General features: G+C 41.9%; 13 protein-coding genes and 1 pseudogene. All 14 read left to right on the top strand.

The genetic code is table 11. The features are described from left to right. Positions 1-779 (top strand): annotated as a pseudogene (locus PVV68_RS08370) (hypothetical protein); the annotation flags it as partial. 41 nt (positions 780-820) lie between these two features. Next, positions 821-1,204, top strand: a complete 384-nt coding sequence (locus PVV68_RS08365; protein ID WP_004854271.1) for a hypothetical protein — start codon at positions 821-823, stop codon at positions 1,202-1,204. Position 1,205: 1 nt separating this feature from the next. Continuing rightward, a complete protein-coding gene (locus tag PVV68_RS08360) occupies positions 1,206-2,261 on the top strand; it encodes a tail fiber domain-containing protein (RefSeq protein WP_273782876.1) in 1,056 nt (351 codons plus the stop codon). Continuing rightward, the gene (locus tag PVV68_RS08355) at positions 2,261-4,087 is read left to right on the top strand and encodes a hypothetical protein (RefSeq protein WP_273782875.1); all 1,827 of its coding nucleotides are present in this window, start codon (positions 2,261-2,263) and stop codon (positions 4,085-4,087) included. Before PVV68_RS08360 ends, PVV68_RS08355 begins: the two co-directional genes overlap by 1 nt. Next, positions 4,080-6,326, top strand: a complete 2,247-nt coding sequence (locus PVV68_RS08350) for a hypothetical protein (protein WP_273782874.1) — start codon at positions 4,080-4,082, stop codon at positions 6,324-6,326. The genes PVV68_RS08355 and PVV68_RS08350 overlap by 8 nt, the downstream gene beginning before the upstream one ends. Then, positions 6,326-7,318: a transglycosylase SLT domain-containing protein gene (locus PVV68_RS08345; protein ID WP_273782872.1), complete on the top strand. Its 993-nt coding sequence runs from the start codon at positions 6,326-6,328 to the stop codon at positions 7,316-7,318. Before PVV68_RS08350 ends, PVV68_RS08345 begins: the two co-directional genes overlap by 1 nt. Then, complete coding sequence (locus PVV68_RS08340) at positions 7,311-8,291, top strand: phage tail protein (RefSeq protein WP_273782871.1); 981 nt, start codon at positions 7,311-7,313, stop codon at positions 8,289-8,291. The genes PVV68_RS08345 and PVV68_RS08340 overlap by 8 nt, the downstream gene beginning before the upstream one ends. A gap of 9 nt (positions 8,292-8,300) precedes the next feature. After that, complete coding sequence (locus PVV68_RS08335; protein ID WP_273721760.1) at positions 8,301-8,564, top strand: hypothetical protein; 264 nt, start codon at positions 8,301-8,303, stop codon at positions 8,562-8,564. Positions 8,565-8,570: 6 nt separating this feature from the next. After that, positions 8,571-10,385 carry a hypothetical protein gene (locus PVV68_RS08330; RefSeq protein ID WP_273782869.1) on the top strand — a complete coding sequence of 605 codons (1,815 nt, stop codon included), beginning with the start codon at positions 8,571-8,573 and terminating at the stop codon, positions 10,383-10,385. Between the two features lie 13 nt (positions 10,386-10,398). Beyond that, a complete protein-coding gene (locus PVV68_RS08325) occupies positions 10,399-11,064 on the top strand; it encodes a lysozyme (protein WP_273782868.1) in 666 nt (221 codons plus the stop codon). After that, positions 11,061-11,288 (top strand): hypothetical protein, encoded by a 228-nt coding sequence (locus tag PVV68_RS08320; protein ID WP_273722139.1) that lies wholly within the window; start codon positions 11,061-11,063, stop codon positions 11,286-11,288. The genes PVV68_RS08325 and PVV68_RS08320 overlap by 4 nt, the downstream gene beginning before the upstream one ends. Beyond that, complete coding sequence (locus PVV68_RS08315; protein ID WP_273722137.1) at positions 11,221-11,427, top strand: hypothetical protein; 207 nt, start codon at positions 11,221-11,223, stop codon at positions 11,425-11,427. The genes PVV68_RS08320 and PVV68_RS08315 overlap by 68 nt, the downstream gene beginning before the upstream one ends. Further along, the gene (locus tag PVV68_RS08310; protein WP_273722218.1) at positions 11,420-11,638 is read left to right on the top strand and encodes a hypothetical protein; all 219 of its coding nucleotides are present in this window, start codon (positions 11,420-11,422) and stop codon (positions 11,636-11,638) included. Before PVV68_RS08315 ends, PVV68_RS08310 begins: the two co-directional genes overlap by 8 nt. A gap of 73 nt (positions 11,639-11,711) precedes the next feature. Next, positions 11,712-12,497, top strand: a complete 786-nt coding sequence (locus tag PVV68_RS08305; RefSeq protein WP_273722216.1) for a DNA adenine methylase — start codon at positions 11,712-11,714, stop codon at positions 12,495-12,497. The last annotated feature ends 85 nt before the right edge of the window (positions 12,498-12,582 follow it).

Raw genomic sequence — 12,582 nt, 5'->3', positions numbered from 1 at the left:
AAGACAAAATAGGTGCGAAAAGCAGCACAGCAATTGCAAGCCGTGGAGACTGTACTTTCTTTGTCTCTGATGATGGTTTTTATCAAATCAACAGTGTGGGTGAAATGCTCCCTATTGGCTTTGGCAAAGTCGATAAAACTATCTTCACACTTTACAATAACTTTGCCATTGATGAGATGAGGGCATGTATTGATCCGGTCTATTCTCGTGTTTATTTTTCTATCAATGATAACACCGAAGGGATGCATATTTATGTTTATGATTGGCTTTTGCAAATATGGAGTGTCATTAAGGGGCAGAACCTTCTCTTATTTCCCCTTTTTGCAGCCGGTTATACATTAGAAGGCTTAGACGAAGTACAAGAGAGCTTGAAAGATTTACCAGCTTCTCTTGATAGTAAAATGTGGCAAAATGGTGCGCCTGTTTTGGGAGCCTTTACGCCAGACAACACATTTGGTTTTTTTGCAGGTCCTCCGATGGAAGCAGTTATTGCTTCACAAATTGTGGGGGATACGGGCAGGCAAATCAACCTGATGAGTGAGGCTTTTGTTCAAGCGGATACAACAAAAGGTTTTTTAAGTGTTGGGGCGGCATTTATCATTGACAACAAGAACCAATTAAATTGGGCTAAAGAGCGTTATGCCGGCTATAATATTGGGATGTATAATATCCGCTCACGGGCGCGTTATCACGCCTTGCGTCTGAGAATACCAGAAGGCACGCCATGGACACATATAACAGGCTTTGATGTAACGCTCAAACCCGCGGGCATAAGATGAATTTTAAGATCTATAATACAGAAAAATGGAGCGCTAAACAAATGGCGCCCTATTTTGAGAATGTCATAAAATCGATAGCTTACTTTAATCAAAAATTTCCTGATGATTATAATACAGAGACCATTTTAAACGATATTTTGAAGGGAGAAAAAGTTCTTTGGATTATCGTTGATGCGCATGAAAACTTTATGGCGCATGTCACAACACAGTTACAGGAACTCGTCACTGGAGCATTAAGGGCGGTTATTGTCACGCTTGGTGGAAAGGGAGGAGCGCCCTTAACAAAGCTTATCACTCAGATTGAAGCCTATTACAAGGAAAAAGGGGCAAAAGAGCTTGTCATCATAGGCAGGCGAGGGTGGGAAAAATCTCTTAAATCGCATGGATATTTCGTTAATCTTTTAGAATATAGAAAGCAGCTTTAACATGGGAAAAAGTTCTAAACCAATCCAGAATACCCAAAACACGACGCAAACAAATGAACCCCCTGCATGGGCAAAAGGTATTTTTGAACACGCCGCTCAAGATGCCATGACTTTTTATAACCAAGGCAGCGGAAAAGCCGTTTATGACGGGCAGCGAGTTGCGGGTTTAAGTGATCAGACAAAGAATGCGATTAATGGGCTTAGCAATAATACGCATAACTATGATAACAATTATTTAAATGGATTAGCTACAGGGCAAAATTCAACAAGCCAAAACTTAAAAAACATGGCTTCAGGGCAGCAAATAGGCAATAACCCTTACTTTGATGAAGCGCTTCAAAACACATTAAATAAAGCAACAAATTCTATTAATAGTTCATTGGCAGGTGCTGGGCGTTATGGTTCTGGGGCGCATACAGGAGTTCTTGCTAACGAATTGGGGGGCATAGCAACACAAGCTTTATCACAGCAATATAACCAAGATGTCAACAACATGATGAATGCCAATGGTCTCATTGACCAAGCAAACCAAAATCAGTTGGCGGGCGCCAATAACTTCTTTCAAGGTCAAGGTCAGGCAAATCTTAATGCGTTGACGGGAGGGAGTGTGCTTGATGCCAATCATCAACGGCAATTGGATGAAGAGCGGCAAAAATGGGAGCAGCAGAACAATCTTGATTGGGACCAGTTAAGTAAGTTGCTTACAGCTGGTGGGGCTGTTGCTGGAAATTATGGAACGCGAACAGGACAAATGACGACATTGACTCCGCAGCCAAAACCTAATCCGTGGGAGATTGTTGGAAATGTTGGAACTATCCTTGGTACTTTTGCTGGGCTTAGCGACATCAGAGCGAAAGAAAATATCGTGCAAGTGGGGCAGAGAAATGGCTATAAACTCTATGAGTATAATTACAAGGGCTATCCAGAGCGCTATCGCGGGGTGATGGCACAAGATGTTTTGAAGTTAAAGCCTGAAGCTGTTTTCTTGCATAATACCACAGGCTTTTTGCATGTGGATTATGGCAAGCTTGGATTTGAAATGGAAAGGGTGCAGTGATGGAACAAAACAGCTTTAATACTTTATCACTATTTATGAATCCAAAAGTTTTGCGTCCTTTAATACATCAGGGTTTTTTTCAGTTACCTAAATATTTTTTTCAAAAATATTCCACGCCTTCAAACACACCGTTTGAAGGACGATACAAGCCAAGTTTTTTAGAACGTGCTGCTTTTAGCACAAACCCTTTTGATGCGAACAATGGGGCTGATACTCCACAAAAATTGAGTCCTACAGAGCTTATTCGTGGCTCTCAAGCAGGAGGAGGAGACGTTGGGAAAAAAACGCCAGCAGAATTGATTATGTCTACGGATGATTTAAAACGCCAAATGCCTCCCTTGCCGGATGTTTCAAAGGATACTGTTAAGATACAAGAGGCACCAGAGCAACAAAAACATGACTTCTCAGAGCAGGGAGGCGTTACATCAATGATCCCTCAATCTCCACTTGTTGGGAACATTGATCAGTCTAGTGGGGATGAAGCTGGGCGACAGCAAAAAGATGTGATGGATTATATTACAGAGATCAACAACAGATCTATGGCAGAGAATCCGCAGGAGAGCAGCCCTGTCAATGAAGAAAAACTTTCTCATATGCCTATTCAAGAAGAAGAACATTTAAAAGCAAATGCTAAGCCCGAACAGGCAACCGATTATGTAAACGCAGTTGGAAATTTTATTCATAAAGATGCAGACCCAAGTAGCTTATGGGAGCGTTTTAGAAAATCAGAATTTTCCGAGCATTTAATGGATTTTTTTGCGGGGCTTGCATCAGGGAAGACACCACAGGAAAGTTTTTCAAATGCGGCACTTGTTATGCGGCAGGGCAATAATATACGTGCTCAAAATAGACCAATTTTTGAGTTTTTACGCTCTAAAGGATATAGTGATAAAGACGCACAAGCCCTTGTGCAATATCCAGATCTTGCCATGAAAGTTATAGGCAGCACGTTAAGCCCTCAAGAAGGCTATAGGACATTGACAGCGGAAGAAAAGGCAGAGCAGGGATTGCCTGAGAATATGACTTTCCAAGTCTCAACAAGCACAGGGAAAATTATACCTGTCCAAGGAGGACAGCTTTCCACTGCTTCCGGATTAGGAGGGAATACCGATGGCATGCTGTCAAAGCCTGAATCGGGTTATATGTATGTTAAGGATGAAAATGCACTTGGTGGCATACGTGCGGTGCCAATTGCAGGCAGTGGTTCAGAACATAAATTAATTCAAGAACAGAAGGAGGAGGAGCGTAAAAACCAACAAATGCAAATGCGAATTCTGGAAACAGCAGACAGGTCAAATCGTATACTCTCAGCATCTAAAGAATTGCTAAAAACTATTGAGGAACACCCGCATGTTGTTGGTTTCACTGGTCCTATAATGTCGTTCCTTCCTAATTCTAAGGCAAAAGATTTTGGGCATATGCTCGATTCATTGAAGGCAAGTATCGGGCTTGATGCCTTGAGAAAAGCAAAAGCATTTTCACCAAATGGCGCATCTGGCTTTGGGAATTTGTCTAATATGGAATTGCAAGCATTGCAAAACTCTGTAGCGGCGTTGTATCAAGATCTTTCTGCAGAGCAAATGAAGAAATCTTTAAAAACAGTTATTGACACTTTCAATAAATCCAATGCAGCAACGCGCGCAATTCTTTTTGGTGGTGCAGAAGCAACAAACGAGCTCGTTCGAGCCGCCTATGGGCAAGATGCTTATAAGGGAAATCATGCACAGTCAAATGATCCACTAGAAAAACAGATAGAAGCATTACCGGAAGGTGTATTGTTTATTGATAGTGACGGGCGCATTAAGGAGAAACAAACCAATGGCTGAAGTAATTCCTCCTCTTATTAATCGTAAAAACACAAGAGTCATTGGGCATATAAGTGACTATACACCAGAACAACTTCAAGAGCTTTTCGCGAAGAATAAGGAAAGGCTGAGGGGTTCTTTTGCAGAAAATAATGCGATCACAGCAGAAAATGATCCACATCCAAGTGCAGCGGGTGCTTTTGGATGGGGTGCTCTTCATGGGTTAACCATGGGGTATGATGATGAATTAGCTGGAATATTAGAAGCAGGTCCTATTGCTTATTGGATGGGAGATAAAGAGGCAGTTAAAAAATATAATGAAGTAACAAAGCGATGGCGTGATTATCAAAGAGCGGCGAACCGAGATCATTTTTATTTATCTCTTGCTGGGAATTTAACGGGTGCTGCGGCACCCATAATTGCTTCTGCGCTCTTTCCTCCTGCGGGAGGGGCTGCTGCTGCTGCGGCGGCGGCTCGTGCGGCAATTGGGGCTGATGTTGTCTTGGGAGGTAGAGCTGGTGTTGCAGGAGCACAAATAACCAGTAAAGCTTTAGCAGCAGGAGAAAGGGCGGTGCAATCTGCTTTAGCAGAGGGTGCGGAACGGGCAGCGGCAAAAGCTGCAGGTGAAGCAGCAATGAAAGCAGTAGCAAGTAAAGAGGCGGCAAAATTTAGCTTGGGGCGTGCAGCAAAAGCTGGAGCCATTTATGGTGGAATAGCAGGCAGTGGTGAGGGGGAAGGGCTTGCAGATACTCTAGTGTCTGCTGGGTTAGGTGCAGGGTTAGGTGCTGCAACGCCATTTGTTGCCAGTGGTGTATCAAAAGCAACATCTTTTGCGACAAGATCACTTAAAAAAACGCCTGCTATTGTGAAAAAAACACCTGAGGCTCTCAAAAACACAGTTGGAAAATTGTTTGGTAAAACTGAACCAATAACACAAGGTATAGAAAAAGAGGCATTTCAGATAAGCGATAGAGCGCTTAGGGATGTAAGCCAAACTTTAGGGGATGAAGGTGTTGATAAGCTTGAAAGGGCATTAAAACAGCGTGGTCCTGATTCAATGATTATTGATCTTCATGATGGTCTTGCTACGAGAGTTTTTAAGGCGGCAAAAAAAGATCACGATACCTATTCACTCATAAGTAATCGTTTGAATGAAAGACAATATGCCAGTGATAAGCGAGTAAGTGATGCCTTGACAGAGGTGTTGGGTCCAAAGGTCGATACGCTCAATTTAAAAGAAGAAATTATTAAGCAAGCACAGAAAAAGGCTGAACCATTTTATGAGAGGGCAAAAGCTTCTCCCATTTCAAATGCTGTTCGTGAAGATTTATCGCGCTTGCAAGAAACCCCCGCATTCCAAAAAGCATACAAAAAAGCAATTGCACAAATGCCAAATGAAGCGGATGCAACAGTTATAGGGAGCAATGGATATCCAAAGCTGAATATGCGAATTTTACATAAGATGAAAGAGGTTTTGGATGATCAAATTAATTCTGCACGTATCAAAGGAAAATGGGGATATGCTCGAGATTTGACTGATTTCAAACAACGCATTCTGGACATTTTGGATACGTCATCTCCAGATTATGCGAAGGCACGGAAAATTTATTATGACGAGCGTACTATCGGTGATGCCCTCGAGCAAGGAGAGCAAGCACTGAAGAAGAGCGTTAATCTTGATACAATCAACAGCCAACTTTCAGATTTGGGGTTAATGGAAAAAGAGGCTTTTCAAAAAGGTGTACGGTCACAAATAGAAACTGCGGCAGGCAATGCACAGAATTTTGAACACAGTCTTTTGAGTTTGTTTGACACAAAAAATGGTCAAGAAAAATTGCAGCGTATTTTTGGTGAGGATAAAGCTAAGCAACTTATGAAAATGTTGCGACCAGAAGTGGAAAGAACAAAGCTTTTTGCACGATTGCCAAACCATATAGGTGAAGTGGAAGAGAGGGGGGCACAACAGACTATGGGTATAGGAAAGATTGCTTTCATCAAGGCAGTTGTAAAAAATTTCTTAGGGAAATTTGGACGCAAATTCTCAAGCGTCCATAAAGATACTGAGAGAGATATTGCAGCGCTTATAACAGCGCGGGAAAAAGGAGACTTTGGGTTGGCAAGAGAAAAAGCCGTTGAATTAATTAAGAAGTTTCACGAAGCGGAAAAGAAACGCTTAATAACCAAAGAAGACCACACAAAATTCTTCAATTTTATTGGCATTCTTTTGAATAGCAGTGCTGATAGAACGGTTATAAACTAATGATCAATTTTCATCCCAATGTAAAGCGTGCTATCTCACAGGCAGCACAAAAATATGGTTTGCCAGAAAGCTTTCTTGAACGTGTTGCTATGATAGAAAGTAATGGTAATCCAAATGCAAGAAATAAGAACAGCAGTGCGGGAGGGCTGTATCAATTTCTCGATTCAACAGCAAAACACTATCAACTCAATAACAAGTTTGATCCCTTTCAAGCAACCGATGCTATGGCACGGTTAACGAAGGATAATACACGTTATTTAGCCACAGCATTAGGCAGAGAGCCATCAGAGGCAGAGCTTTACCTCGCACACCAACAAGGACCAGCAGGGGCAGTAAAGCTTATCAAAAATCCACATATCCCAGCAAGCCAGCTTTTAGGTCGACAGGCAGTCACACTCAACGGTGGCAACATGGAAGCTACAGCAGGGGATTTCATGAATCATATTTATGGGCTTTACAATAAAACGGGAGATGCTTTGAAGAGAACGATACAGCAAAACCAAAGCAATGGACAAGCGGCACCAAACGATGTGGGTCCTTTGCGTGGGGTTGAGAGGCTTCAAAAGACACTTCAAGGTAATCAGGTGGGTCAAGGTGATCAAGGGGGCAACCAATTGATGGCATATGACACGCCATTTCCAAACAGAATGATGGCACCTGAAAGCAGAGACAATTTAACAGGACAGGTTATGGAAACCACACCATTACAAGCACAAGGTATTGATGCAGGTGCTCTTAAAAAGGGCTTTTCCGGCTTGCTTCATTTAATGAGAGAGAATGGAGAACGACAAAAACAGCAGGCACAGATGGTACAGCAACAAATGTTGCAGCAACCAGTCATGGCGGGTTTCTCACAATCGACTGGGCGCCCGACAGATTTAACAGCTCTCATTGATCCCTCTAGGCGGCAATCTGTTGGTTCCTATGGGCGGCAAAAAGAAGAGCAATTGCGCCAAGAGCTATTAAGAAGAACGGGGGCTTATCATGTCTGATATTTATGACTGGTCACTCACAGCTGATCAAAATGCCAATTCCGATAGTATCATTAATTGGGCAGAAGGGCAGCCGCCTAGTTCTGTTAATGATAGTGCGCGGGTCATGATGCAGCGTATACGTGAATATCTTGCCGATAATGGTGGTTCTCTTGACTCAAAGTTTATTGTGAATGCAAAGGAACAAACAACATCAATTACGTTGACGACGGTTTCGCCAATAGCGAAATATAAAAACGATATCATTATCCGTTTTAAGGCGCGTGGTATGAATATTGGCACGACAACAATAAACATGAATAGTATGGGAGCAAAGCCACTCTATAAAGCTACCAATACGGGGATAGTGCCATTGATAGGCGGTGAGTTACAAAAAGGGGGTATTTATGAAATTGTCTATAATGATGGCGCATCAACAAAAGATCTTGATGGCTGGTATCTTTTAAATCCTACCCCCATTCCACCACCAAAGGTCGAAACCTTTCCTTGCGGGTTTATTGCGACCTTTGCTATGCAAGAAGTGCCAAACGGTTGGCTTTTATGTGATGGTGCTACATATGAACGCAAAGATTATCCGCAATTATTCAAGGCGATAGGGGATAAATGGGGAAAAGACAGCGATACAACCTTTAAAGTTCCAGATTTTAGAGGAGTGTTTTTGCGCGGCTTTGACAATGGTCGTGGTTTAGACAGAAGTAGAAAATTTGCCGATATACAGCAAGATAGCCTTAAATCGCATACACATGCTTGTAGTGTTGAATCGGCGGGGCAGCACGCACATGAGTTTCAGTATGCTGGAGTTGGATGGAGCGCCAATGATATTGGCAGAAGGAACCCCAGTTATCACTATCAAACCCTTACAGGGATAACACAACCTGCTGGAGTGCATACGCATAAGGTAACACTTTCTTCAACGGGCGAGGCAGAAACGCGCCCTGTTAATACTACGGTTGTTTATGCCATAAAATCATAAGGTTTTCAGATGATCAATAATCCGTCTGCTATTGATGATATTGCGGACGCGGAGCAAATCCGCGTCCTTTTTTATGCAAGCAATAGAATGGTTCATGCGCCATTGAATAAGGTGCTTGATCTCGTCAAAAGCGACATACATCATGATCTTTTAAGCGCTTTGGCAGAGTATCAAGAAGCGACAGATCAACGCATAGAGACCATGCAAAAACTTATTGATGAATTACAGTCTCTCATCCCCAAAAATCTCAAAAACAGACTTACTAAGGAATGAACCGCGATGCCATTACCCTATCATACGCATATCTTTAAGCTTGAACCAGCAACAAAGAAAGAAGTCAAAGAAGGTGTTTCAGATAGTAAGGCTCTTGCACCTGTTTCAGTGGGGAGTGCAGCAGCTTATGAGGTAGAATATTTTGCAACTGCTGCTCAAGGGAAAAAGGCTGATGATGCTGTTGCAAAGAGAGATATTGGAGCTCTTGCTTACAAAGATAAGGTCACAATCCACGATATTGAAGCAAGTGGTGAAGCTCATGAGAATGCGATTTTATCAGGCGCTGGCTGGGTAAAAATATCGCCTTTAGGGATTGGCGATATGAAGGCTGCGACATATGACCCCGACAATGTGGGATCAAATGCATTTTCTATGGAAAATATGCACGAGGGTCCTACCAAAAAGATCTTAACCACAGAGGAAAGATCAAAGCTACGATGGTTAAGCCCTAGCCAACCCACAATAGAAAAGTGGCATAAGGGAATTGAAGGCGTTTATTATCCCATATCTCCGGCAGATCTCAAAAATACCATTAGCTATTTCGTAGCATCAAAGTCTTTTGGTATGTCAAAATCAGTTTATGATCCAGATACAATAGAAAAAGATGCATTTGATATGGATAATATGAAAGAGGGAAATAAGCATCTTATCTTAACGCCTCAAGAACGTACACAGATTGCAAAAATTGATAAAGTTGAAGACGATGTAAAACAAGGGCTTCATGTTGCAAGTGAAGCAAAGAGTGTTGCGAGTGTTGCATTAAGTACAGCAAAAGATGCGCAAAAAACAGGAGATAGGGCACAAGCTGTAGCAAGTGTTGCACAAGAAACAGCGAATAAAGCACAAAATACAGTTCAAGAGTGTTTCAGTGTTGCAGGCAAAGCGAAAGAGGTAGCAGAGAATGCATTCAATACAGCGAATGTTGCAAAAACGAATGCTACGGATGCAAAAGCTATTGCTATCACTGCGCAAACAGCAGCCGATAAAGCGCAAGATACAGCACGCAGTGTACAGCAAAAAGTTGATCTCATTCAACCTCTTGCCAAAAAAGACTGGATTGATGGCACAAAGACAGTGGATGCACTTATCTCACCAGCCAAACTGATGGCTTCAATTAAAGCAAATAGTAGCAATAGCAGCGGTGCTGGTAACGGCAATAATGGTGGCGGGGTTAGAAAACCTGTTGAAATTCTGATGACAGAAAGCGGAGATATTCCATTGCCTGATGGTATTACTGCTGAGACCGATATCGAAGTATGGGCTTGGGGCGGTGGAGGTGGTGGTGTTAAAGATGGCGGCGGCGGCGGCGGACAATGCGTGCATCTTAAAATGAAAGGTTCTGATTTAGATAAATTAAAAACAGCTTACATTGGTCGTGGTGGTAAAGGCAATGACAGTAATGTTTTGTGCAATGGTGGTAGAACAATGATCAAAGGACTTGTTACTGCAGAAGGAGGATATTCCGTCTCCATGATTTTTGTTAACTTTGGAGGGAAAGGCGGTGATGGAGGAGGAAACAGAGGGGGCACCAGTGGTGAGAGCTTTATTTTTTCTGGTGGTAATGGTGGCGGGAGTGGGGTCGACGGCAAGAGAGCAGGTACCGGAGGAAGTTCTTTTCTTGGCGGCGGCGGAGGTGGTGGTGGTCAATGCAAGGGTTCTATCATGGGGCAGGGTGGTGAGAGTTACAAAGGCGGTAACGGTGGTAGAGGTGGTAAAGAATGTGGCGGCGGCGGCGGCGGATATTTTGATGGGAAACACGGAGGCGACAAAATTGGCGGCGACGGCGGTGACGGAGCAGTACTCATAAAGGTATATTTATAAGGTGAATTGAACAATGGCACGGAAAATAAGTAAAGACTGTTTATATTGTTTAAAAAAGTGGGAAGGTTTGCGCTTGCAGGCTTATCAAGATGCTTCTGGCGTATGGACGATTGGTTATGGTCATACGAAAAAAGCCGGTAAACCAACAGTTATTGAGGGCATGGTGATTACGGAAAAAAAAGCCGAAACCATGCTTTTAGCAGATTTGCAGCAATATGAGAGGGCGGTAGAAAAAGCAGTTTGTGTGAATTTAAGCGATGAACAGTTCGGCGCTCTTGTTTCCTTTTGTTATAATGTGGGTATTGCAGCTTTCCAAAGCTCTACATTGCTTAAAAGGCTTAATCGGGGGGATTATGAAGCAGTTCCCTTCGAATTACAAAAATGGACCAAAGCGGGTGGAAAACGTTTACAAGGTCTCGTACACAGGCGTGTAGCAGAGGCAGGGCTATGGGCGAAAGGGGCTTATGTTTCTTCTAATTATCAAACAGTAGAAATGAATCAACCAACAGGTTTTCTCAAAGCAGAAGCATTGGCACCGATTATTGGTTCTTTCTCAGGGCTTGGTGGTTTTTTAGCGGGGAATGGTCCAGTTCAATGGGCTTTGGCAACCATTATGGTTTTAGCCGCATGTACTGGCATTTTCTTTGTTGCTAAACGCTTTCAGGAGCACCGCCTATGATCTTATGGATGAAAAGAAACTTGATGCTAACAGGTGCGGCTTTAGCCGCTTTTTTTATTGCCTTAGCAAGAGCTTTTACCCTTGGAAAAAAGGTTGAACAGCAAAAGCAAACAGAAAGTGCTTTAAAGGCAGCAACAGCACGGCTTGAGGTAGAAAATGAAATTAACAAAAAAAGTGATGCTGATGTGCGTGCTGCTCTCTCTCACTGGTTGCGCGACAAATAAATATGCTTCTTCTTGTGTTGGTTGGTTACCTATTTATTTAAGCCGACAAGACCTGAACACCATTAGCTCAAACTTAGCAAGAGAGATCTTAAAGCATAATGAGCAAGGTGAACGCTTGTGTGGGTGGAAACATGGTTAGAAAAAAAACGACAAAACACACAAAGCTTACAGAAGCAGAAAAAGAAATGCTTCAAGAAATGATCATCACCTATCAAAGCGTGAAAATGATGTCACGCTTGATGAAATGGATAGCGTTTTTTATCTTTTTGTTGATCCTTGATTTTGCACGCCTCATGGATGCGCTAGATAATGTCATTGCACATTTAAAGCAGTGGTTTTCAAAGAATTAGTTTCACTAAATCTATCCTTAAAATATGAAAAAATGATTAGGCTTGCAAAAGCTTGAGAGAATGGACTTCGCTTATGAAAGAAGAAAGTTTTACACACACATTGTTTGCGTGGATGGGTGGTAAACATCATCTACGTAAGAAAATTATACCGATTTTAAATAGCATTGACCATGAAACATACGTTGAACCGTTTTTAGGTTCAGGTGTTATTTTCCTAAACAAAAGACCAACGAAATATTCAGTTATTAATGATCTAAATGGAGAAATCACGAATCTGTTTCAATGTGTTCAAAACCATTTTGATGATCTAGCCAAACGACTAGAATGGTTTGTTTGTTCAAGACAGTTGTTTTTTGAACTTGCATCTATTGCCCCAGAGAGCCTCACCAAAATTGAAAGAGCCGCACGCTTTTTGTTTCTCCAACGTTGTGTCATGTATGGGAAAGAAGATTACTATTCTTTTAGCTTTGTAGGAAAAAAAACGGTAAGCTTTAATCCGGACAAACTTTTAGCAAGGATGAAACGTGTTAGGAAAAAACTTCTTGATACCACTATCTTAAATTTATCGTGGGAACGGGTTGTTGAACTTTTTGATGCGCCCAACAGTTTATTTTATTTAGACCCGCCTTATCTTGTAAAGAAGAAGCGTTATAGTTCTGGGAATTTTGTTGAAGATGATTTTGTGAGTATGGCAAAAGTTCTCAAAGGCATCCAAGGTAAGTTTGTCTTGAGTCTAAATGATTGTGATGCAGTTCGAGAGATCTTTAAAGATTTTGACTTTTTAGAAGTTGATACCGTTTGGACGGCGGGTATGGCAAAAAAAACACCTCGAAAAGAAGTGCTGATTCGTAATAATTGAGGAAAGTTTGAAAAAGATTTGTTAGAATCAGCAGAAATATTTCTTCTCTAATAGGACTTTTTATATGCTTACATCATTTGGCAAA

Origin of the sequence: Bartonella sp. ML69XJBT (assembly GCF_028618515.1) — a bacterium.
In the GTDB taxonomy this organism is placed as follows: Bacteria; Pseudomonadota; Alphaproteobacteria; order Rhizobiales; family Rhizobiaceae; genus Bartonella.
The sequence above is the reverse complement of the archived record's forward strand: the minus strand, read 5'-3'. Positions and strand labels throughout refer to the sequence as shown.